The 22,042-nt window shown below is 62.2% G+C and carries 22 protein-coding genes and 1 pseudogene; 9 read left to right on the top strand and 14 right to left on the bottom strand.

Features of this window, described 5'->3' with window-relative positions; all coding sequences use genetic code 11:
* The 3 genes from WBR57_RS10945 to WBR57_RS10955 all read left to right on the top strand — a co-directional run.
* A partial coding sequence (locus WBR57_RS10945; protein ID WP_424083841.1) for an EAL domain-containing protein occupies positions 1-779 on the top strand: 779 nt, incomplete at its 5' end.
* Between the two features lie 125 nt (positions 780-904).
* The gene (locus tag WBR57_RS10950; RefSeq protein WP_424083842.1) at positions 905-3,817 is read left to right on the top strand and encodes an ATP-binding protein; all 2,913 of its coding nucleotides are present in this window, start codon (positions 905-907) and stop codon (positions 3,815-3,817) included.
* Positions 3,817-4,464, top strand: a complete 648-nt coding sequence (locus WBR57_RS10955; protein ID WP_424083843.1) for a response regulator — start codon at positions 3,817-3,819, stop codon at positions 4,462-4,464. Before WBR57_RS10950 ends, WBR57_RS10955 begins: the two co-directional genes overlap by 1 nt.
* A 4-nt stretch (positions 4,465-4,468) precedes the next feature.
* Here the strand turns inward: WBR57_RS10955 and WBR57_RS10960 are convergent, their stop codons facing one another.
* The 6 genes from WBR57_RS10960 to WBR57_RS10985 all read right to left on the bottom strand — a co-directional run bounded on the left by WBR57_RS10960 (position 4,469) and on the right by WBR57_RS10985 (position 10,290).
* On the bottom strand, positions 4,469-4,957 hold the full coding sequence (locus WBR57_RS10960; RefSeq protein WP_424083844.1) for a fimbrial protein: 489 nt from the start codon (positions 4,955-4,957) through the stop codon (positions 4,469-4,471).
* On the bottom strand, positions 4,954-5,421 hold the full coding sequence (locus WBR57_RS10965) for a fimbrial protein (protein ID WP_424083845.1): 468 nt from the start codon (positions 5,419-5,421) through the stop codon (positions 4,954-4,956). Before WBR57_RS10965 ends, WBR57_RS10960 begins: the two co-directional genes overlap by 4 nt.
* Before the next feature lie 10 nt (positions 5,422-5,431).
* Positions 5,432-6,337 (bottom strand): fimbrial protein, encoded by a 906-nt coding sequence (locus tag WBR57_RS10970; protein WP_424083846.1) that lies wholly within the window; start codon positions 6,335-6,337, stop codon positions 5,432-5,434.
* Positions 6,338-6,339: 2 nt separating this feature from the next.
* Positions 6,340-8,916, bottom strand: coding sequence for a fimbria/pilus outer membrane usher protein (locus tag WBR57_RS10975; RefSeq protein ID WP_424083847.1), 2,577 nt, complete (start codon positions 8,914-8,916; stop codon positions 6,340-6,342).
* A 40-nt stretch (positions 8,917-8,956) separates the two neighbouring features.
* Positions 8,957-9,652 (bottom strand): fimbrial biogenesis chaperone, encoded by a 696-nt coding sequence (locus tag WBR57_RS10980; protein WP_424083848.1) that lies wholly within the window; start codon positions 9,650-9,652, stop codon positions 8,957-8,959.
* A gap of 65 nt (positions 9,653-9,717) precedes the next feature.
* Positions 9,718-10,290 (bottom strand): fimbrial protein, encoded by a 573-nt coding sequence (locus WBR57_RS10985; RefSeq protein ID WP_424083849.1) that lies wholly within the window; start codon positions 10,288-10,290, stop codon positions 9,718-9,720.
* Between the two features lie 437 nt (positions 10,291-10,727).
* Here WBR57_RS10985 and mqo point away from each other — a divergent pair, with 437 nt between their 5' ends.
* Positions 10,728-12,374: a malate dehydrogenase (quinone) gene (gene mqo, locus WBR57_RS10990; protein ID WP_424083850.1), complete on the top strand. Its 1,647-nt coding sequence runs from the start codon at positions 10,728-10,730 to the stop codon at positions 12,372-12,374.
* A 64-nt stretch (positions 12,375-12,438) separates the two neighbouring features.
* Here mqo and WBR57_RS10995 read toward each other — a convergent pair whose 3' ends face one another.
* Positions 12,439-13,110: an NADPH-dependent F420 reductase gene (locus tag WBR57_RS10995; RefSeq protein WP_424083851.1), complete on the bottom strand. Its 672-nt coding sequence runs from the start codon at positions 13,108-13,110 to the stop codon at positions 12,439-12,441.
* Positions 13,111-13,210: 100 nt separating this feature from the next.
* On the opposite strand from WBR57_RS10995, the gene WBR57_RS11000 reads away from it, so the two are divergent.
* A complete protein-coding gene (locus WBR57_RS11000) occupies positions 13,211-14,107 on the top strand; it encodes a LysR family transcriptional regulator (RefSeq protein WP_424083852.1) in 897 nt (298 codons plus the stop codon).
* Between the two features lie 4 nt (positions 14,108-14,111).
* Here WBR57_RS11000 and WBR57_RS11005 read toward each other — a convergent pair whose 3' ends face one another.
* The gene (locus WBR57_RS11005) at positions 14,112-14,960 is read right to left on the bottom strand and encodes a LysR family transcriptional regulator (protein ID WP_424083853.1); all 849 of its coding nucleotides are present in this window, start codon (positions 14,958-14,960) and stop codon (positions 14,112-14,114) included.
* A 98-nt stretch (positions 14,961-15,058) separates the two neighbouring features.
* Between WBR57_RS11005 and WBR57_RS11010 the strand changes: the two genes are divergently transcribed.
* Entirely contained in the window at positions 15,059-15,958 is a 900-nt protein-coding gene (locus WBR57_RS11010) for a DMT family transporter (RefSeq protein ID WP_424083854.1), read from the top strand.
* A 129-nt stretch (positions 15,959-16,087) separates the two neighbouring features.
* Positions 16,088-16,417 (top strand): YXWGXW repeat-containing protein, encoded by a 330-nt coding sequence (locus tag WBR57_RS11015; protein ID WP_424083855.1) that lies wholly within the window; start codon positions 16,088-16,090, stop codon positions 16,415-16,417.
* A 7-nt stretch (positions 16,418-16,424) separates the two neighbouring features.
* Here WBR57_RS11015 and WBR57_RS11020 read toward each other — a convergent pair whose 3' ends face one another.
* The 3 genes from WBR57_RS11020 to WBR57_RS11030 all read right to left on the bottom strand — a co-directional run bounded on the left by WBR57_RS11020 (position 16,425) and on the right by WBR57_RS11030 (position 17,519).
* A complete protein-coding gene (locus tag WBR57_RS11020) occupies positions 16,425-16,799 on the bottom strand; it encodes a hypothetical protein (RefSeq protein ID WP_424083856.1) in 375 nt (124 codons plus the stop codon).
* 70 nt (positions 16,800-16,869) lie between these two features.
* On the bottom strand, positions 16,870-17,265 hold the full coding sequence (locus tag WBR57_RS11025; protein WP_424083857.1) for a PIN domain-containing protein: 396 nt from the start codon (positions 17,263-17,265) through the stop codon (positions 16,870-16,872).
* A complete protein-coding gene (locus WBR57_RS11030; protein WP_424083862.1) occupies positions 17,262-17,519 on the bottom strand; it encodes an AbrB/MazE/SpoVT family DNA-binding domain-containing protein in 258 nt (85 codons plus the stop codon). The genes WBR57_RS11025 and WBR57_RS11030 overlap by 4 nt, the downstream gene beginning before the upstream one ends.
* A 155-nt stretch (positions 17,520-17,674) precedes the next feature.
* Here WBR57_RS11030 and WBR57_RS11035 point away from each other — a divergent pair, with 155 nt between their 5' ends.
* Entirely contained in the window at positions 17,675-18,067 is a 393-nt protein-coding gene (locus tag WBR57_RS11035) for a RidA family protein (RefSeq protein WP_424083858.1), read from the top strand.
* Here the strand turns inward: WBR57_RS11035 and ppnN are convergent, their stop codons facing one another.
* Positions 18,068-19,441, bottom strand: coding sequence for a nucleotide 5'-monophosphate nucleosidase PpnN (gene ppnN, locus WBR57_RS11040; RefSeq protein ID WP_424083859.1), 1,374 nt, complete (start codon positions 19,439-19,441; stop codon positions 18,068-18,070). It abuts the gene before it with no gap.
* A 148-nt stretch (positions 19,442-19,589) separates the two neighbouring features.
* Positions 19,590-19,687 (bottom strand): annotated as a pseudogene (locus tag WBR57_RS11045) (aspartyl/asparaginyl beta-hydroxylase domain-containing protein); the annotation flags it as partial.
* Positions 19,688-19,884: 197 nt separating this feature from the next.
* Here WBR57_RS11045 and fabV point away from each other — a divergent pair.
* Positions 19,885-21,078, top strand: a complete 1,194-nt coding sequence (fabV, locus tag WBR57_RS11050; RefSeq protein WP_424083860.1) for an enoyl-ACP reductase FabV — start codon at positions 19,885-19,887, stop codon at positions 21,076-21,078.
* A gap of 40 nt (positions 21,079-21,118) precedes the next feature.
* Here the strand turns inward: fabV and WBR57_RS11055 are convergent.
* The coding region (locus tag WBR57_RS11055; RefSeq protein ID WP_424083861.1) for a LysR family transcriptional regulator at positions 21,119-22,042 on the bottom strand (924 nt) is incomplete at its 5' end.

Here is a 22,042-nt window from a genome sequence, read left to right on the forward strand (position 1 = left end):
GCCTGGCGCGGGAAAGCCTGGTGCGCGCCTTGGGCAACGGCGAAATCCAGGCCTGGTTCCAGCCCAAGAAATCCCTGCACGACGGGCGCATCGTCGGCGCCGAAGCGCTGGCCCGCTGGGTGCACCCGGTGGAAGGGCTGTTGCTGCCAGGCGAGTTCCTCGGTGAGATCGAGCGCCTCGGCCTGGAAACCCGGCTGCTGAGCTGCATCCTCGCCCAGACCCTGACCGCCCAGGCCCAGTGGGCGCAGCTCGGTTATCGGCTGCCGGTGTCGATCAACCTGCCGACCCATCTGCTCGACCAAAGCGACCTGGTCGACCGCCTGCTGGCCCAAGTCCAGCAGGGCGATGCCGAGCCGCGACAAATTACCTTCGAGCTGATGGAAAGCTCCACCACACAGTTGCCCAGCAACTACTACGCTGGAGCATGCCGCCTGCGCATGATGGGCTTTGGCCTGGCACAGGACGATTTCGGCAAAGGTTTCAGCTCCTACTTCAACCTGGTCTCCACGCCGTTCAACGAAGTGAAGATCGACCGTTCCCTGGTGCATGGCTGCGCCGAGAACGAGAGCCTGGCCTCGGCGTTGCAGAGCATCGTCGAGCTGGGCCGCAAACTGGGGCTGACCACCATTGCCGAAGGCGCCGAGACCCAGGCGGAGTTGGCGGTGTTGCGGCGTATTCGCTGCGACCAGGTGCAAGGCTTCCTGATCTCGCAAGGCGTGACGGCGGATAAATTCAGTGCGTTGCTGATCGAAGATGGCCCTGCGCCAGCACTTCTCTGAGCTGCCGGGGTCACACAGTCAAGAAGCCCGAAGGAAGGGTCGCCCGGTACGCCGGGCGTTATTGGCCAATGCCGGGATCATTGCATAGGCCCCACGTCCTGATTCAGGCTTTCCCGGTACCGACGATGAAACATGCAAGTCTGCGCCTGGACAAACTGGCGCAAAGCTCCCAGCGCCTGAACAAAGCCCTGCTGCTGCTCACCGGGCTGGCCTTGTTGCTGTCCAGCAGTTGCTATTGGGCGGTGTCGCGGTTGCTGGATGCCGAGCAGGAAAAGGTCGCGTTCCACTTCGCCCGCGTGGTGGAAATCATCCATGAGCACGAGGCGTTCCTGCGCAATGTGGCCACCGGCTACAACCGCAACCATGCGCCACCGCTGCCTTCCGTGCAATCCACCGAAGTGGTGGAGTTGCAGCGCGACGCCGGGCAAGTAGTGTTGCAGGCCAAGGGTTTTGCCTTGTCGTTGCCGTTCACCTTGTCCCACGCGGCCGGATTTACGGCGGATGACACGCGCCGAGCGCTGGCGTTTGGCGTGCAGTTGAGCGACTACTACGGCGGTTATTGGGCCAGCTCTTTTTATGCCTCGCCGCAGCTGTTCGTGTTTACCCCCAATGACGAGGCCAGCCTGGCCGTGCCCGGCATTGGCGGCCTGCGCCAGCACCAGCCCTTGTTGCGTGAGCAGTACCGTGGCGTGGTGAGCCGCTTGCACCAGTTGCAGCAAAGCCAAAGCCTGCTGCTCACTGACAGCCGCGTGCGTTGGGTGCGTGCGCCGTTGCAGCTGTATAAGAACAGCCGCAGCGTGGTGGCGATGATTGGCCTCGATGCGCCCGCCGCCCTCCTGCCGGCCAATCAAGCGCAGGGAATGCTCACCTTGGCGGCGGTGGTGGATACCTCGCAGGTCGATGAGTTCGAGCGGGTGCTGCAATTGTCGGTGTACAACCAGTTCACCCTGATCTCGCCCCAGGGCGATGTGCTGCTCGGCAGCCTCGGCGATGAACAGATGGCGCCCCTGGGCCTGAGCTTCAACAGCCAGGGCTTGCGCTTCAAGATGCTCAGCGGAGGTGGCGAGCACTGGACCGGCTTGTATGCGATCAGCTATCAGGATTTCCTGCGCTACGCCAAGTGGCCGCTGCTGGGCCTGGGCCTGACGTTCCTCGCCGCCGTGTTGTTGGGCTGGTGGATCAACCATTGGTACAAGACCCGTATTGTCAGCCCGGCCCAGCGCGCTCAGGAGCGTTTGTTCGAGAGTGAAGCGTTCAACCGCATCATGCTGCACAACGCCCCGGCAGGCCTGTGCGTGGTGCGGCGCAGCGACTGCCAGTTGCTGCTGGAAAACCAGCGCGCCCTGCAACTGGGCGGCACCGCGCAACTGGTCGAGGCCCTCAGGGCCAACGACGGCGCGGACACCCCCGGCGAGATGTGCCTGGCCGTGCAGGGCCGCTACCTGCAAGTCGTGGTGGTGGCCGCGCGTTACGAGGGCGAGGACGTGTTCCTCTGCGGCTGCAATGACATCACCCGGCACGTGGATGAAACCTTGCAGCTGGACCTGGCCCGCCAGGAGGCCACTGCCGCCAATGAGGCCAAGACCGTGTTCCTGGCGACCATGAGCCACGAGATCCGCACGCCGCTGTACGGCGTGCTGGGCAACCTCGAGCTGATGGCCCTGACCGACATGAGCGAGCGCCAGCGCCAGTACCTGGAAATTATCCAGGGCTCGTCCACCGTGCTGTTCCAACTGATCAGCAACGTACTCGACGTGTCGAAAATCGAGTCCGGGCAAATGGCCGTGGAAGCTGCGCCGTTCGGCCCGCGTCAATTGGTCGAGGAATCGGTGCTGGGCTTTACCGCCACCGCGCGTAACAAAGGTTTGCAGATCGATGCGGAAATCGACCCGCAAGTGCCGCAGCAATTGCTCGGCGATGCAGGGCGCATCCGCCAGATCCTGCATAACCTGCTGGGCAATGCGATCAAGTTCACCGAGTCCGGGCGCGTGCGTTTGCGCCTTACCGTGCAGGAATTGCTCGACGACCAAGTGGCGCTGCAGTGGCAGGTCACCGACACCGGCGTGGGCATACCGGAGAAGGCCCTGGACCAATTGTTCAAACCCTTCTATCAAGTGGCCGGCGGCCAGGACGGTAATGGCGCGGGCCTGGGCTTGTCGATCTGTTCGCGCCTGAGCGAATTGATGGGCGGCACCATGCGCGTGGTCAGTGAGCCAGGCCTGGGCAGCAGTTTCTCGTTGTTTATCACCTTGCCGATCCTCAGCGGCGCCGAGTCGGTCGCCGGCCCGATGCTGGCAGAACCTTGCCTGGATGCGCCGTGCCTGAACGTGCGAGTGCTGGTGGCCGAAGACAACCCGGTCAGCCAGGCCGTGTTGCAGGAACAGCTCGAAGCCCTCGGCGCCCAGGCCACCGTGGCGCGGGACGGCGAGCATGCGTTGCAGATCTGGGGTTCGCAGCCGTTCGACCTGGTGATCACCGACATCAACATGCCGCGCCTCAACGGCTACGACCTGGCCCGCGCCCTGCGCGAGCAAGGCGTGCAGGTGCCGATCATCGGCGTGACCGCCAACGCCCTGCGTGAAGAGGGCGAGCGCTGCCTGGCGGTGGGCATGAATGCCTGGGTGGTCAAGCCACTGAGCATGAGCATGCTGCGCCAGGCCTTGATGTCGCACTGTCGCCGCGCGACGACGCTGGCTGTGCCGACGCCGGACCGCGACCGCGAAGGCTGGATCGAGCTGTCGCCGGCCATGCGCCAACTGATGGGCGACACCTTGCTGGCTGACGTGCAGCAGATCGAACAGGGCCTGGTCGCCGGCGATTCGACCCTGGTTCGCCAGCGCCTGCACAGCCTCAACGGCGCGCTCGCCAGCGTGCGTGCCGGGGCTTTATCCAATGCCTGCCAGAAATGGGAAAACACACTGTACGACGGCCCCCTCGACAGCCACGCCACTGCGCAGATCCGCGTGTTGTGCGCACGCCTGACGGCGGTGGCGCAGTGCCTGGTGGCAGAGTCAACCGCTCACAAGGAAGACAAATAATGCGAGAAATGAACGTCGTCATCGCCGATGACCACCCGATCGTGCTGGTGGGCGTGCGCGAGATCGTGCAGCGCGATGCGCGCTATACCCTGGTGGGCGAGGCGGTCAGTTCCAGCCAATTGATCGAACAACTGCGCAGCCATCGCCCGCAAGTGTTGATTACCGATTTCAACATGCCCGGCGACGACACCTACGGCGATGGCCTGAAGCTGATCGAGTACATCCTGCGCCACTTCCCCGAGACCCAGGTGCTGGTGCTGACCATGATTTCCAACAGCCTGATCCTCACCCGCTTGCAGGAGCTGGGCGTGGCGGGCGTGATCCAGAAAAACCACCTGCACGGCGAGATCGAAAAAGCCCTCGGCGCCATCAGTGCCCAGCGCAGTTACCGCGCGCCGGAGCCCGCCGCGACCTCGGTGGTGGCCAACGCTACCCAGGTGCAGGAGCGCTTCCAGAGCCTGTCGCCGCGGGAGATGGAAGTGCTGCGGTTATTTGTGACGGGCATGAGCGTCAGCGACATTGCGCGGCAGTTGAGCCGCAGCAACAAGACCGTCAGTGCGCAGAAGGTCTCGGCCATGCGCAAGCTGGATGTGGACAGTGACCAGGCGCTGCTGACCTATTGCATCGAGGCCCGGCAGTTTCAGTAGGGCGTTAGCGGTAGGTCATCTGCATCAACAGGGTGGCGGTGTAGCTGCCCGCGTCGGGCAGCTCGCCCAGGGACACCGGCTTGACGCGCAGGGTCAGCGCCAGCGGTTCGTCTGCTACTGGCCAGGTGCCGGTTTCACCCAGGTTTACATCGGCCTTGGCGTTTTTATGCCACAGTCCCACCTGTAACCCCAGGCCGGTGCGGCTGGTGAGCAGGGTCTGGTTATCCGCGCTGCCCAACCCCGCCGAGAGCATGAGGCTGACTTGGGTGTCGCCCTTGCAATCAAAAACCAGCGGCACGTCAGTGGCGACAGCGCTGTCGTCGACCAACTGGTTGAGGTTGACCTTGCCCAGGTCCACCTGTTGCGTACTCGCAAAGCGCGCCGTGCAGGGCGGCGCGATCAGCTTGCCGCTGACGTCGATTTGCGCTTCATCCGCCGCTTGCGCAAGGGCGGAGCCGGCCACGGCCAGCAGCATCCAGGCGAGCGCTTTCATAGGTAATTGAGGGTCATGACCATCGACGAGGTGAACGCGCCGGGCGCCAGCGTGCCGCGTTCGACCAGTTGCGCCTTGAGGCTGATATCCACGTCGCCGCTAAGGTTGGTGTATTTCTTGACGGTGCCGTTGAGGTCTGCCGCCGTGTTGTCCGCCCACAGCAACGACACGCCGAGGTTATCCGCCGTGGTCTTGGCCACGGTGGAGGTGTAGGTGCCGTTATTGGACGTGAAGCTGACGTTCAGCGAAGAACCTGACGAGCACTTCAAGCGCACCGGCACTTGCACAGTGCCGGTGCTCGCCACCTGGTCAGTACGCACGTCGCCAAATGCGGCGGTCAGGGTGGTGCCGGTACTCAGCACGCACGGTGGGCGGGTGAGGGTGCCGCTGACGGTGATATTCACCACGTCGGCAGCGTGAGCGGTGGTGCCGAGCAGCACCAGGGCGAGCAGTGGAGTTTTCATGGCAAGGCCCTCATTGATAGTCGATGTTCAGCGTGTACTGGCTCTGAAACGCCCCCGTCGGCGATTGCCCGGCTGCCAGTTGTGGCTTGAAGCTTAGGTTTACGTCATTGCTGCCCACGCGTAACTGCATATAGCGCGGACTAGTGAAGTTCACCGGGTTCAGGGTGTCGGTCCACAGCGCCTGCATGTTCAAACCTGCCAGCGAGGTGCGTGTCACACCGGTAGTAGGGCTGACTACCGCCTGGTTTGGAAGCAGGTAGACGTTGGCGCGCATCGCGGACTTGCAGTTGATCGACACGGTGGTCGACTGCATCTGGTTATTGAGGTCGCTGTTGCTGATAGAGCCAAAGCGCAGGTTGACGCTGCCGGGTGAACTCAGGCTGCACGCCGGCGGCACGACGGTGTATTGAAACAGCGTTTGCACGAACCACTCGCCATACGCCAGGTAGTTCTGCGAAGTCACGCCCAACAGCACTGCTACATAGCGTACGCCAGGGGTGCGGGGTGCGTTGCCCACGAGGATGAAGTGGTAGGGCACCACGGTATTTACGGGCAGGCGCTGGCAGGTGCCGCCGAGGCAATTGCCACTGTAGATGCCGAGTGGCAGATCGGAAAAGTAGGTGTTGTGGTACGGGTCGAGCAATTTCAACGTAGCTTGATCCGAGCCGCTCATGTAGTTGATTTGCGTATTCAAGCCGGCGGAATAGGGAAATGCCCGGCGAACCGTGCAAACTCCCTGATAGGTGACCCTGATCGCCTGGCCCGGCTCAAACGTGTAGCCGTCGGGGGGGATGTTTTGCTGTGTGCAGTTGAGATTGCCTTCGACCAACGCCTGCGCTGGCTGGGAAATGCAGGCCAACACGCCGCACAGCAGCGCAAGGCTCAGCCGTACGCGTATTTCATTGATGATGTTCATGCTCAGGAATCCTTGGCACCCGACCCACCGGCCGCGCGCTCACATTGAATGTTCAGTTGAGTAATCCCACCCTCGGCAGGACCGTCGTCTTGCAGTTTCAATTCGCGGCTGCACCACGCCTGGCCGTCCACGCTGATCAACAACCGCGCCTTGGGCGGCACACCGGTCAGGAACGCGCGGCCCTTGTCGGCCACCAGGGTGTTGCCGAGGGCGCGGCCGTCCGGGGCGAACAGTTCGGCGCGGGCGGCAAAGGGCGCGGCTTCGCCCTGCGTGTCGCTGATGCGAAACAGGATGCGTTGGCCGCGCCGGGTGTCGAAGTCGGCCAGTACAAACGCGCCGCGGTTTGGCGTGACGTCCTGCACCGGCTCGGCGATGTCGACGTCAGCCGGCATCGATTGGGTGTCCAGCGACACGCGGTTTTTGCGATAGGGCAGGGCCTGTGGCACCACGGTGTAGCCATTGCTGTTAGTGCGCACGCCGCGCTTGTTGCTGATGCCCACGTCGGCGGCGCCCGGTGTGGCGACGATCACATTGGTTTCGCCCAATGGCTGGCTGAACATCAGGTTGCTGTCATACGCCACCACCGAGCCTTCGATGCCCATGTCCAATTGGCGGCTGCCGCTGGTCTCGTTGTAGGCGCCGCGCACAATCGCGTTGGGGGCGTCGTATTGCGCGGCGAAGGTGCCGCCGGTCTGGCGTTGTACGCCGTTGACTTGCTGCGATACGCCCGCGCTGTAGGCCAGGGTGTCATCCTCGAACGCGTTGCCGCTCAGGGTCGCGGTGCGGGATGCCGAGCCGCGCGCGCTCTGGTTCAGGTTGGCCGTGACACGCTGATTACGCGTGCCGCCCAGGGGCATGCTGATGCTCAAAGACAGGCTGCGATCGTCGCTGTTGGCGCCTTTGCTCATGGCCAGCCCAAGGGAGTAGGAAATCTCGCCGACGCTGGCGCTGTAACCCAGCTGGATCGAGGTGTCGGCCTTGCTCTTGTCCCAATAGGCGGTTTTCGACACGTTGGCGTACACCCCGCCGTAGCCGCCCAATTGCTGCGACACGTTGGCGGTGAAGTTGCTTTTCATGTGGCCGCTGCGGTACGTGTCCAGGCTTTGCTCGGTGCTGCGGCTGTTCAGCGCTTCGTTGAACGAGTAGTAGCCGCCGGTGGAGTAGCGGTAGCCGATCAGGCTGAAATTGGTGTCGGTCGCGGCCAGGGATTTGGAGTAGCGAAAGCGAAACGACTGGCCGCTGGAAGTGGTTTTCTCTCGGCCCATGCCATCGCTGCGGGCGTGGGTCACGTCCACCGAAATCGCGCCAAAGCCGGCGAAGTCGTGGGCAAAGCCCAGCAGGCCGGCGTTGTATTGATCGCTGATCAGGCTGCCGCCAAACAGCGTGGTGCCGCCGCTCAAGCCACGCCGCAGGGAGGCCTGGATAAAGGTGGGCGTGTCCTGCGCAAAAGACGATTGCGCCGGGCGGTACTGGCCGGCGAACACCGAGTAACTTTGCTGGCCTTCGCGCAGCATGTAGGGCACCGCCGAGAACGACTGGGTGTAGACCTGGCGCTGGCCGTCCGGGCCTTCCACCGTGACTTCGATGTCGCCGTTGCTGGCGGTGGGGTACAGGTCGGTCAAGGCGAAGGGCCCCGACGGCACCCATTGTTCATGGATCACATAACCGCGCTGGCGGATGATCACCCGCGAGCGGCCATTGGCAATGCCGCGAATCACCGGGGCGAATTCGCGGGCCTGGTCGGGCAGCATGTCCAGGTCCGAGGCGATGCCCAGCCCGCGATAGGGGATGGCGTCGAACAGGTCGCCTTCGGTGGTGGAGTCACCCAGGGTGGCGATCGCCATCATGTTGCCCATGTCGCGCTGGGCGTAGGTTTCCAGCGACTCCCAGCGCCCGGGCGTGGTGCTGCCTTTTTGCCAGGTGGAAAAATTGCGCAGGCGCCAGGCCCCGGCATTGATGCCGCTGCGCAGGCTGCCGAACTGGTCCTGGCGGCGGCCGGCGTCGGACTCCACGCTGCTGCCGGTAAAGCTGTAGTTGGTGAACGCCACCTGTTCGCCGTTGCTCCATTGCCGACGGCGCACTTCAAACGGGATGCTGCCCAGGTAGGCCTGGGGGATTTCAATCGACAGGATCTGGCGGTTGAAGTCGTAGTCATAGCTCACGCCGGCCAGGCCCTGGTCGAACGCAATGCAGGTGGGGTCGGCGTCGCTGCGGTTTTGCAGGGCGGTGTCGGCCACGCCCTGGGCGCGGAAAAACTCGACATCCAGGCACGGGAACAGGCCGGTGCTGGAGCGTTCCTGACTGCCGATGGCGCGGATAAAGCGCACATCACGCTGCTCCACCGAGCGCTCGTTGAGCACCACATCCACCCGATAGATCCCTGGCAACTGGCCGTCGCTCATGGCGCTGACCTGTTGTTTCACGGCTGCCGAACTCTGCCCGCCGCCGATCTCGAGGAACGACGCATCGAACTCGTAGCCGGCGTGTGCGGGGGCCAGGTGCAAGGCTGCGGCGACCACGAGCGGGCAGCCGAAAGCCTTCATGGCGCGGCAGCGCATGAATGGGAATGAACGGGGCATGGGCGTTCCTGCAAAGGTGTTGCCGGGTTGGCGCGGGGTCTTAGTGGATGCGGATTACCGGTGCGTCCACGGTGCTGCCGTAGTCGTCGATGTAGCTGAGCGACACTTCATCGCCAGCCTTGGCCTGGATCGGCAGCTCACGCGCTTCACCTGGGCGCAACACATCCGGCGCCTGGGTGATCGGCAGGCCGTTGAGCTTCAGTTCGCTGACCACCACGTGCAGCTTGGAGGCGTTATTGAAGGCCAATGCACCCGCTTGGGCCTTCCAGTTCACTTGCGCCACTGCGTCCTTGAGCGAGCCTTTGACGCCGGCCGGGCGGTAGAACAGTTTGATGGTGGTCTTGAGCGCGATCTGCAGCACGTTCTTGCCTTTTTGATCGTCGCTCATGGCCGGGATCGCCTTGACGTTCATCAGGAACAGGCTTTCGCGGTCCTGGGGCACGTCGGGGCCACCGGTAAAAATCACGCGCAGGATGTTTTCCTTGTCGGCATCCAGGCGGAACAGCGGCGGCGTGACGATAAAGTTATCGACGCTTTCCTCGTTGCCGCTGCCGAAGCGGCTGACCCAGGACTGAACGAGGTAAGGCGAGGTGTCGTCGCGGTTGCTGACGGTCAGGTTGGCTTCGTTGGCAGCGCCGTTGTAGATCAGCCGCGTGGCGCCGACGGTGACGGCGGCGTTGGCGGCGCTATGCCAGAGCGGCAGCAGGGCGAGCAGGAAACAGACTTTCAAACGCATGACAGGGAACTCCGGAAGCCCGCGGGCCGGCGCGCAAACGCCTGGCCCACGGTGTTGACGAGCAATTACTTGTAGGTAACGTCGAAGCTGGCCAGCGCGTGCACCTGACCGGTACCGATGCCGGAGGTGGTCACCGCGTCGTCGCCTTCACCGGTGGTGGTGTCGGCGACGGTGCGCACGTAAGCAGCGGTGAAGTCAAAGGTGTTGGACTGGGCACGCAGGTCGTAATCGGCGGTTGGCGTGTTCAGTGGCAGCTTTTTGCCGTCCCGCGCGTCGGCGATCTGGATCGCGATACCCTTGACCTGGTTTTCGCCGGTCAGGCCGAGCAGGGTGGAGTCGTTGGCGTCTTGCTGGCCGCTGAAGGTGATCGCGACGTTTTTCTTGGTCGCGAAGCTGCAGTTGTCCAGGCTGATGGTGAATTTTTTCGCCTTGGCGGTGGAACCGACGGTCGGCGCGAAGTCAGCGATGCGCACTGCGTCCAGGGTCACGGACTTGTTCACGTCGCCGGTGGTGATGGTGCAGGCGTTGTCGGTGACCGAACCGGTGAATTCGATCTGTCCGTCCGCCGCCTGTGCGGTGCCGGCCAGCAACCAGCAAGCGCCGCAGGCGAGGGTGAGTTGGCTCAGTTTGTTCAGCATTGCAGTGCCTCTTTCAAGAGATGGAAGGTTGTCTGCCTACCCGTCAGGTAAGCCAATCCATAGTGCAATGCTGGGTTTTGCGGGCACATGAGACAGATCTTAAAAACTGGCGAAGTGATGGCCGCGCGACCGGTGAGTCCATATCCGCCGCAGGGCGTGATATTCTGCGCGCCATCTTGGACTAGTCTCTCTCTGGTACGTACATCCGTATACGTCCCCGCGGGTCGCTGGCACCCAGGTAGCTGAAGCCAATAATGATAAAAAGTCAGCGCAGAAGGGACATAAAAGTGAGGTCGATACGTCGGCCTTGTGTGCCCACCCTGCGGCCCTCAAGTGAATGTGCACACCTCGCGGTGCGTTGCCTGGCGCAGCGTGGTTCAAGGGTGCCCATGCTCAGGGGTAGTGGGGCGGATGGCGTTTTATCATAGGTGCTACTGATGTTTAAAAAAGTAAACACTGCCCTGCTGGGGCTGGCTTTGTCGATGGGGATCACGTCCGTTCACGCGGAAGAGGCAAAGAAAGTCGATGTGCTGCTGATCGGCGGCGGCATCATGAGTGCGACCCTGGGTGTATGGCTCAATGAGCTGCAGCCGGACTGGTCGATGGAAATGGTCGAGCGCCTCGATGGCGTGGCCGAAGAAAGCTCCAACGGCTGGAACAACGCCGGTACCGGTCACTCGGCCCTGGCTGAGCTGAATTACACCCCGGAAGACAAGAACGGCAACGTCGAGATCCCGAAAGCGGTCGAAATCAACGAAGCGTTCCAGATCTCCCGTCAGTTCTGGTCCTGGCAGGTCCAGCAGGGCGTGCTGAAGAACCCGCGTTCGTTCATCAACTCCACACCGCACATGAGCTTCGTGTGGGGCGATGACAACATCAAGTTCCTGAAAAAACGCTACGAAGCCCTGCAGGCGAGCCCGCTGTTTGCCGGCATGCAGTACTCCGAAGACCCGGCGCAGATCGCCAAGTGGGTTCCGCTGATGATGGAAGGGCGTGACCCGAACCAGAAAATCGCGGCCACTTGGACCCCGATCGGCACCGACGTGAACTTCGGCGAGATCACCCGCCAGTTCGTCGCTCACCTGCAGACCACCCCTAAGTTCGACCTGAAGCTGTCGAGCGAAGTGCAGGACATCACCAAGAACGCCGACGGTTCGTGGCGGGTGAGCTACAAAAACCTGAAAGACGGCACCAAGACTGAAACCGACGCCAAGTTCGTGTTCATCGGCGCCGGCGGCGGTGCACTGCACCTGCTGCAGAAGTCGGGCATTCCTGAAGCCAAGGAATACGCTGGCTTCCCGGTTGGCGGCTCGTTCCTGGTGACCGATAACCCAACCATCGCCGAGCAGCACCTGGCCAAGGCCTACGGTAAAGCCTCGGTTGGCGCACCACCGATGTCGGTTCCGCACCTGGACACCCGCGTGCTGGATGGCAAGCGCGTGATCCTGTTTGGCCCATTCGCCACCTTCTCGACCAAGTTCCTGAAAGAAGGCTCGTACCTGGACCTGCTGACCAGCACCACCACCCACAACATCTGGCCAATGACCAAAGTCGGTATTCGTGAATACCCACTGGTCGAGTACCTCGCCGGCCAACTGATGCTGTCGGATGACGACCGCTTCAAGGCACTGCAAGAGTATTTCCCGAACGCCAAGCAATCCGACTGGCGCCTGTGGCAAGCCGGTCAGCGCGTGCAGATCATCAAGCGTGACGAAGAGCAGGGCGGCGTCCTGAAACTCGGTACCGAAGTGGTCAGCTCCGCCGACAACACCATTGCCGGCCTGCTGGGTGCATCGCCAGGCGCGTCCACCGCGGCTCCGATCATGCTGACCGTGCTGCAGAAAGTCTTCAAGGACAAGGTAGCGACCCCTGAGTGGCAGTCCAAGCTGCACCAGATCGTACCGAGCTACGGCACCAAGCTGAACGACAGCCCTGAGGCTGTTGCCAAGGAATGGGCCTACACCGCCGGCATCCTGCAACTGACCCCACCGCCTGCGATTCCGCAGATGGCCGCTCCAAAGGCGACCGAGGCTGCCAAGCCTGCGGCACAGCCAAGCAAGCCAGCGTCTGATCTGGCGCTGTAAGCAACGCCCAATAAAAAGCCCGCTGAACCGGTAACGGTCAGCGGGCTTTTTTGTGGCGGCGCGGTTAGGTTCGCCGATGGTTTCGCGAGACGGGAGGCAGCTCAACCGTGCGTTCGGCGGCGGCCAGCGCAGCCTTCAGGCCGGCCTGGTCCAGCGCGACGCAATAGGCCGGCTTGCCGCGCTCAAACCGCCAGCTGTCATCCAGCCCGCCTGCGTCCACCGCGTCGAAACCCAACTCGTCGAGCAGCGTGATCACCTGCGCCCTGGCCGTGGCGTCGTCCGCCGCAACCGGCAGTGCCCGACGATCCACTGCGCCTTGGGGGCGGGCGTCCTGGGTCAGGTCGGGGGCGAAGATCGCATTGAACACTTTCACCACATGCGCCTGCGGCAAATGCTCGGCGAGCAACCGGCTGGTGGTGGTTTCAAAGTGGTCGAGTACCGGGATGTGGCCGTCGCGCTCGGGGTAGTAATTGTTGGCGTCCATCACCGTCTTGCCCTCCAGCCACTGCGCGGGCACGCTGCGGTAATGTTCCAGGGGGATGGCCACCAGCACTGCGTCGCCGAAGCGGGCTGCATCGTCTGCGCTGCCCACTTGCACGCCGAGAATGCCGCTGACCACGCTGCTCATTGTCTGCGGGCCTCGGGAGTTGCTCAACATCACTTCGTGCCCGGCCGCCAGCGCCAGTTGCGCCACGGCGCGTCCGATAAAGCCTGCGCCTATCACACCAATCTTCATGGCCTTGCTCCTTTGGAAAGGGGGGAACGGCTATGATGATTGGCAACCAATCAGCGATAAATGGGCTTTCAGGCATGGGTGTTGTTACTGGGAGTGGTGAATGATGGACCGCCTATCGAGCATGAGCGCCTTCGTGATGGCCGCTGAACTGGGGTCTTATGCCCGCGCCGCCGAGCGCTTGAATATGTCGCCGCAGATGGTCGCCAAGCATGTCACCGCGTTGGAGCAGCGCCTGGGTGCGCGCTTGCTCAACCGCACCACGCGCCGGCAAAGCCTGACCGAGTTGGGTAACGCGTACTACGAGCGTTGCAAGCACATCCTGACGGAAGCCGAGGCCGCCGATTCCCTCGCACAGATCATGAACGACACCCCGCGTGGCACGCTGAAAATCACCGCCCCGGTGACCTTCGGCTCGTACAGCCTGATGCCGTTGATTACCGGATTTTTGCGTGATAACCCGGATGTGGAGATCGACTTGCACCTCACCGATCGTTTCGTGGATTTGGTCGAGGAGGGCTATGAGGTCGCCTTCCGCATCGGCCCGCTGGCGACGACCGGACTCACCGCCCGGCCGCTCGCGCCTTATCGCCTGGTGGTCTGCGCTGCGCCGGCCTACCTGGCGGCACGCGGTACACCGCAGACGCCGGCTGACCTTGAGCATCACGAATGCCTGGGCTATGCGTTCTGGTCGCGGCCGGCGGACCGCGAATGGGTGTTTTTCGACGCTGCGCTCGCGCATAAGGTCCAGGTGGCCAGCCGGTTGCAGATCAACGAGAGCCGCGCGTTGATGTCGGCCGCGCTGGATGGTTTTGGCATTGTCCTTGGCCCGGAAGACTTTCTACGCTCGGCGCTGGATAAGGGAGAGCTGGTGCGGGTGCTGCCCGGGTTCGAGGCGCCGAGTCGGCAGATGCACCTCGTCTACACGGCCAATCGCCAGCGCACCGCCAAGCTGCGGCGGTTTGTCGAGGCGGTGCTGGGGCGTTTCGGCCCGGCGTAACAGATCAAATAGGGAAGCCGTGTTTAACCTGCTCGTACAGGTGCAAGGCCAACGCATTGCTGGTATCGCACAACAGGTACAGATGGTGAACCGGCAGCGGCGGCAATTCGAAGCCTGCGATCACCTGCGTCAGCCCCTGACCCATGCGGCTTTCCTCGATCAGGCCGACCGCCACGCCGCTGCGGATACAACTTTCGACGGCGGATGAGTTGGGGCTTTCCAGCAGCACCCGGTGGTAAATCCCGTGATCCTTCAAGACTTGCAACGCGGCTGCGCGATACGGGCAGCCGGAGACAGGCACGGTAATCGGCAGCGGCGCATTCGGCGCACAGCTGAAGTGCTCGGCGGCCACCCACAGCGGCTGAACCGGCCCTAGCCGTTCGCCTTGCGCCAGAGGGTGGGCGCTGACGGTCAGGGTCAGGTCCAGCCGGTTCGCCATGAATAAGTTCAGCAACTCACCGCTGGTGCGCGCTTCGACTTCCAGCTCCAGCAGCGGGTTTTCGGCAATCAACTGGGGCAGAAATGCCTCGATGAAGGCAGGCGCATAGGTGTCGGGAACGCCCAGGCGGATCTTGCCTTGCATGCGCTGGGGCATCAGCGAGATCAGCAGGCGGTCGTGGCTCTTGAGAAATTCGGTGGTTTCGCCCAGCAGTTTCTTGCCATACAACGTCAGCTCCACGCCCTGGTTGCTGCGGCTGAACAGGCGTTGGCCGACCTGGTCCTCGAGCTTCTGGATTTGCGTGGTCACGGTGGACGCGCTGCGGTGCACGTGCTCGGCCGCTTCGTTGAAGCGGCGAAAACGCGCCACGGCGTGGAACGTACGCAACAGGTCGATATTCAGCTGTTTAGTCATGATTCCACTTGTTGGAATTAGTGGTGCAGGTAATTCAAATATACACAAGCATGCGCGGCCTTTAGCCTTTCAGTCAAATCACACCGACTGGAGGCTCCGTGACGCGATCGACCTTGGGACGGTTATTGCTGCAAACCGCGTTTGTACTGTCGTGGAGCTCAGGCTACATCGGCGCCAAGCTCGGCACGCAAGGCGGTGGTGCGTTCAACCTGTTGTTCTGGCGTTTCCTGCTGGTCTCGGTCTGCCTGGGGCTGTTTTTGAACGTCAGGCTGTTGAAGATTTCATGGGCACAGATTCGCCACTACGCGGTGATCGGGTTTCTATCGCAGTTCCTCTACCTGAGCTGCCTTTACGTTGCGATCCAGAATGGCTTGCCGCCCGGAATCGCCGCCATCATCGCGGCGCTGCAGCCGTTGATGACAGCTGCGCTTTCAACGGGCAGTGCGGCCGAACGCAGTGGTGGTTGGCAGTGGGCAGGGCTGACCATCAGCTTTGTCGGGGTGTCGATCGTGATCGCCGGGCAGTACGGCAGCGGCGGGCAGGGTGTTGGCCTGGTGATGTACCTGCTGCCGCTGGCGGCGGCATTGGGGCTGACGCTGGCCACCTTGTATGAACGGCGCAGCGCAAAACATCAGGATGTGGGCCTGGTCTTGCCGCTGTTTATCCAGTCGATACTGACCTTGATCGGGTTTACCGCAACGGTGCTCTACACCGACACGCTGAGCATTCCCCATGACCCCGACGTGTTGATCTCGATTGTATGGCTGACGGTGTTCTCTACGTTCATCGCCTACCTGAGCCTGTGGATGTTGTTGCGGATCATGACGGCGACCCACGTTGCCGCGCTGGTGTACCTGGAACCGCCGGTCACGTTGGTCTGGGCAGCGCTGATGTTTGGCGATGCGATCCACGCATCCACCTACGCTGGTATCGCCGTGGTCGTCGCGGGGCTGCTGCTGGTGCGCCTGAAACGACCGACTGTCGCGTGTGCCTCTTGAGGCCTGCGGGTTCAGCAAGCTGACAGATTCCACCTGTTAAAAAGTAGGCAGGCCACGCAGGAGTGCGGCTGCGACAAAGGGGGATTTTTAGCGCAACAGGCAGTGGGCGTCAGCGCCCGAGGGTTTTGTATGTTGTTACGTTATGCAGCATTGGCGGCCATGGTCGTCGCGGCATCCGGGTGTGTGCAAGAGCGCGTGGTGCATGAACGCAGGCCGGTGCAACGTGAATATGTGGAAGTGGTTGCACCGCAACCGCCGCCGGTGCAGGTGATCGAAGTCGAGCCGCCTGTGCGCTATGGCTACCTATGGTCGCGGGGTTACTGGCGCTGGGAGGGCGGGCGTTACGTCGCTGTACACGGCCATTGGGAACCGGTACGCGAGGGTTATCGTTACGTGCATCCGCACTGGGTGCAGCGCAGCGACGGCTACCATTGGCAGGGCGGTGGCTGGGTACGTTGAGCCCTGGCTAGATCGGCTTTTGGGTGCCCAGCAGCTTGACCTCGCGTAGCAGCGCGGCACCCAGTTGATCGGTGCCCAGCTCCCGGTAGCCCACGGCCTTGATCTCGCCGTTTTCTTCGGCCTGGATGATGATCACCGGCGTCTCTTTGCCGCTGGCTTCGTCCACGTGCATCGCGTATTGGGGAATATCCAGCTTGATTGGCGTGCCCGCCGGCTGGCCCTTTACATTGATTAGAAACGCCGCGCAGCCGGTATCGACATCCGTACTGGTGGCGGGGCGACCGCTCACGTAGCAGGTTTGCGGCAGGTCGGGCCAGGCGATGGCGTCGGCCAGGGCAAGGGTTGGCGCGATGGCCAAAGCGGCGAGAAGAAGCGTGCGCACGTGGGTCTTTCTCTCGATCAAGGGTAGATGCGGTTTTACCAAAGCCTGCCCATTGCTGCAACGCGGCGGATCACGCCAACCGTTTCATACCGCTGGCCTTGACGGCATTGAGGTCGAAGGTGGCGGTGTACTCGCACCCGGCGGCGTGGGCGCAGCGCTCGATCAAACAGTCGGCGAAGTCGGCTTTGTTGGCCGAGAATCGTCGCAGTGCCTGCCAGACAATCTCAGCATGCTCGACGGTCAATTCACGGGTACGCAGCAGCGTTTCCAGTACGCTCACCAGGTCGCTTTTGGCCGACTGGTAGCAGCTTTGTAAAACCCACACCAATTCCACCACGGACACCAGGCTGACAAACCCTGGCGCAAACGCGGTGAGCGATTCGATCAGCTCGTTGGCCTTGGGGGATTGCACGGGATCATCCTGGGTGACGTAGCGCACCAGCACATTGGTATCCAGCCCGATCATCCAGCCTTCGCTCCCTGGGCTGCAATGGCATCGTTCATGTCTTCGATGGAAACGGCCTTCGCAGGCTTGCGGATCAAACCCTTGAGGTCGTGCACGGTTTTGCTCGCGGCGATCATGGAAAACTGGCCGTCTTCCATTTCGACAAACTCTACCCGGTCTCCGGTTTCCAGGCCCAGTGCAGTCCTGACCTGGATGGGAATGGTGATTTGCCCTTTTGAGGTGAGTGTGGCGGTTGCCATATCGACTATCTCCATCATGATGTTCCTTACCTTAGGGTAAGGAATGTTGGAGGACAAGATCCGTTGGTCCATAGGTCGCTCATCTGGTGTGGATTGGAAGGAACAGGTAAAACGATAGCCCGATTCTTCCGACCGTCACGTCTGGACACGGCCCTAAAGAGATACTGCATATGACCGATCGCCAGCTGATCATTCCTGCCGCCATGCAGCCCATCGTCGAGCGCGCGGGCTACGTGCCCGCCGTCATAGTCGGCACCACCCTGTATTGCGCCGGGCAGGTTGGCCGTACGGCGGCGTTGGCCGTGATCGAAGACCCCGAGGCGCAATTCATCGCAGCCTGGGACAACCTGCGGCAGGTACTGGAAGAAGGCGGTTGCAGCTTTGAGGACGTGGTAGACATGACCACTTACCACGTCAACATGAGCCAGCACATGGCGGTTTTTCGCGAGGTGAAAAACCGCCTGTTTCCACGTGGGCGTTGCGCCTGGACCACGATCGGAGTGTCCGAACTGGCACACCCCGGTCTGCTGGTGGAAATCAAATGTGTGGCGGTGCAACGTTAGTTATTGAACCACTCTGTAACACGGCACATACGCCGCGCCGCCGGGCAACTTCATACGGTGCTGTGCGACAAATGCCTGCAGCAGTTCGTCCAGTGGTTTCATGATGGCCGGGTCGCCGTGGATTTCGTACGGGCCGTGCTGCTCGATCAGGCGGATGCCCTTGTCCTTGACGTTGCCGGCCACGATCCCGGAGAACGCGCGGCGCAGGTTGGCGGCGAGTTCGTGGGGCGGCAGTGCGTGGCTCAGTTGCAGGCTGGCCATGTTTTCGTGGGTCGGGTCGAACGGGCGCTGGAAGCCTTCGTCGATCTTCAGCAGCCAGTTGAAGTGGAACGCGTCGTTGCGCTCACGCCGGAACTGCTTCACCGCCTTGAGCCCTGCGGTCATCTGGCGCGCCACTTCGGCTGGGTCGTCGATGATGATCTGGTAGTGCGCCTGGGCCGCTTCGCCCAGGGTCGCGCCGACGAACGCATGCAGCTGTTGCAGGTACGGCGCTGCGTGTTTCGGCCCGGTGAGGATGACCGGGAACGGCAGGTCGCGGTTGTCCGGGTGCATCAGGATGCCCAGCAGGTACAGGAACTCTTCCGCCGTGCCGGCGCCGCCCGGGAAGATGATGATGCCGTGGCCGACGCGCACGAAGGCTTCCAGGCGTTTTTCGATGTCCGGCAGGATCACCAGCTCGTTGACGATCGGGTTCGGCGCTTCGGCAGCGATGATGCCCGGCTCGGTCAGGCCCAGGTAGCGGCCGCCGGTAATCCGTTGTTTGGCGTGGGAAATGGTTGCGCCTTTCATCGGACCTTTCATCACGCCAGGGCCGCAACCGGTGCACACGTCGAGGCTGCGCAGGCCCAGTTCGTGGCCGACTTTCTTGGTGTATTTGTATTCTTCGGTATTGATCGAGTGGCCGCCCCAGCACACCACGATTTTCGGCTCCACGCCCGGGCGCAACGTGCGCGCGTTGCGCAGCAGGTGGAACACGTAGTCGGTGATGCCCTGGGAGTTGCTCAGGTCGATGCGCTGGCTGTCCAGCTCGTTCTCGGTGTAGACGATGTCGCGCAAGGCACTGAACAGCATTTCGCGGGTGCTGGCGATCATTTCGCCGTCCACGAACGCGTCGGCCGGCGCATTCAGCAACTCCAGGCGCACGCCGCGATCCTGTTGGTGGATGCGCACTTCAAAGTCTTTGTAGGCGTCGAGGATGGTCTTGGCGTTGTCGATGTGCGCGCCGGTGTTGAGGATCGCCAGGGCGCACTGGCGGAACAGGGTGTAGATACTGCCGGAACCGGCTTCACTCAGTTGCTGGACTTCACGTTGGGACAGGGTTTCGAGGCTGCCCTTGGGGCTGACGGAGGCATTGATGACTTGACGTTGGGGCATTCTGATTCCTTGAAAGCACAGCCACTGCGCTCCTTTGAAACGCAATGGCTTGAGAATGGTGGGCGCACAATAAGGCGCACGAGACAGTTATTTACCTCAGGCGAGAGGCCGAGTGCAAACACCGTCCAGCACCATCATGCCGCAGAAGTCACTGAATCAGCTTCCAGTTTTTGTAGAAAACCCGACGCAGGGTAAAGACCATCCCGGCCACCCCCCCGCGATCACAGCGTTGAGCGCCGTGGACAGTGGGGGGCGGCCGCGTGCCGAAGTTGTGACGGTATTATAGGGTTTTGAACCCCGTGCACGTTGTGTGGGATTGGATTTTGTAAATGGAAGATTTACGTCTATCGTGACGCTTCGGTTTTTCAGGCGTCATAGACCGGTACGATTAAGTTGAATGGCCACCATTGGCCTTCGGCACCTTGGAAGAGGCAGAAATTTTTATGATCATCAAACCGCGGGTTCGTGGCTTTATCTGTGTGACCGCTCACCCTGTTGGCTGTGAAGCGAACGTCAAGGAGCAGATCGACTACGTCTCCAAAAACGGCGTCATCGAAGGCGGCCCGAAGAAGGTGCTGGTACTCGGCGCCTCCACCGGCTACGGCCTGGCCGCGCGCATCAGTGCTGCGTTTGGCTGCGGCGCCGACACCCTGGGCGTGTTTTTTGAGAAAGAAGGCGAAGAAGGCAAGCTCAGCTCCGCCGGCTGGTACAACAGCGCTGCGTTCGAGAAGTTTGCCGTCGAAAAGGGCCTGTACGCCAAAAGCATCAATGGCGACGCGTTCTCCGACGAGATCAAGCGCCTGACCATCGAAACCATCAAGAAAGACCTGGGCAAGATCGACCTGGTCGTCTACAGCCTGGCCGCGCCACGCCGCACCGACCCGCAAGGCGTGGTGCACACCTCGACCCTCAAGCCGATCGGCAAGGCCGTGACCCTGCGCGGTATCAATACCGACAAGGGCGTTGTGGTCGACACCACCCTTGAGCCTGCGACCCAGGAAGAAATCGACGGTACCGTGAAGGTCATGGGTGGCGAAGACTGGCAGCTGTGGATCGACGCCCTGCGTGACGCCGATGTGTTGGCCGAAGGCGCCAAGACCACCGCGTTCACTTACCTCGGCGAGAAGCTGACCCAGGATATCTACTGGAACGGCTCCATCGGCGAAGCCAAGAAAGACCTCGACAAGAAAGTCCTGACCCTGCGCGACAACCTCGCTGCGCTGAAGGGCGACGCCCGTGTGTCGGTGCTCAAGGCGGTGGTCACCCAGGCCAGCTCGGCGATCCCGATCATGCCGCTGTACCTGTCGCTGCTGTTCAAAGTGATGAAAGAGCAGGGCACTCACGAAGGCTGCATCGAGCAGGTCTACGGCCTGTTCAAGGACAGCCTGTATGGCAAAGAGCCGAAGCTCGACGCCGACGGCCGCCTGCGCGCCGACCTGGCCGAGTTGGAGCCGAAGGTCCAGGACGCCGTGGCGGCCCTGTGGAACCAGGTCACCGACGACAACGTCAATGAGATCAGCGATTTCGCCGGCTACAAGGCTGAGTTCCTGCGCTTGTTCGGCTTTGAAGTCGACGGCGTGGACTATGACGCTGACGTGAACCCGACCGTGAAGATCAAGGGCCTGGTTCAGGCTTAAGCGACTCGGTTAAATAAAAACGGCCTTTCGGGGCCGTTTTTTATTGGCCGTGAAACGGTTTTTGGAGCGCCCATTTCTCCATCACAAAATCCACAAATGCCCGCAGCTTCGGCAGGCGATAGCGGTCCTGACGGTAAAGCAGGTGCATGGGCCGGCTGGGCAGTTGATAGGTGGTCAGCAAGGCCACCAGCTTGCCGCTCTCCAGGTCCTGCTGCACCAGGGCATCGGCCAGCATGCTGATGCCCATGCCGTTGACGGCCGCCTGGCGCAAGCCTTGCGAGCTGTTGATGGTCAATGAGCCGGAGACCGGAACCTCGACCTCGCCGTACTGGTCGGTCATGCGCCAGAGTTTGTCGGTGTCGCGCCAGTTGTCGTTCGCCGGATAGGCAAATGCCAGGCAGTCGTGGTGTCGCAAGTCATCGGGCGTCGACGGCGTGCCGCGTCGCGCCAAGTACGCCGGTGACGCGCAGAGGGTCAGGGTATAGGCCTGCAACGGCCGGGCGATCAGGCTGGAGGGTTCCAGATCGCCAAGACGGATCGCCACGTCAAAGCCGCTGTCGACCAAGTCCATCCGTTCATTGCTGAGTACCACGTACAGGTCGATCTGCGGGTAGCGCTGGGAAAATTCGCTCAGGGCCGGCACCAGGCGTTCGCTGCCGAAGACCGGCGGCACGGTGATGCGCAGCATGCCTTTGGGGGTTTCGCTGTGGACCTGCTCCGCGAGCAGCTCGGAGTCGGCCACCAGCCCGAGTACCTCAAGGCAGCGCTGGTAATACTCGCCGCCGAATTCCGTGAGGCTCTGCTTGCGGGTGGTGCGCTTGAGCAGGCTGACACCCAGGCGTTGCTCCAGGGCGCGCAGGTGATTGCCGACCATGGTGGTCGACATCCCGCATTCCTGCGCGGCGGCGGTCATGCTGCCGGTTTCCACCACCTTCACGTACACCGACATTGCCTGGAACAGATC

Origin of the sequence: Pseudomonas sp., from assembly GCF_049590575.1 — a bacterium.
Lineage (GTDB): Bacteria > Pseudomonadota > Gammaproteobacteria > Pseudomonadales > Pseudomonadaceae > Aquipseudomonas.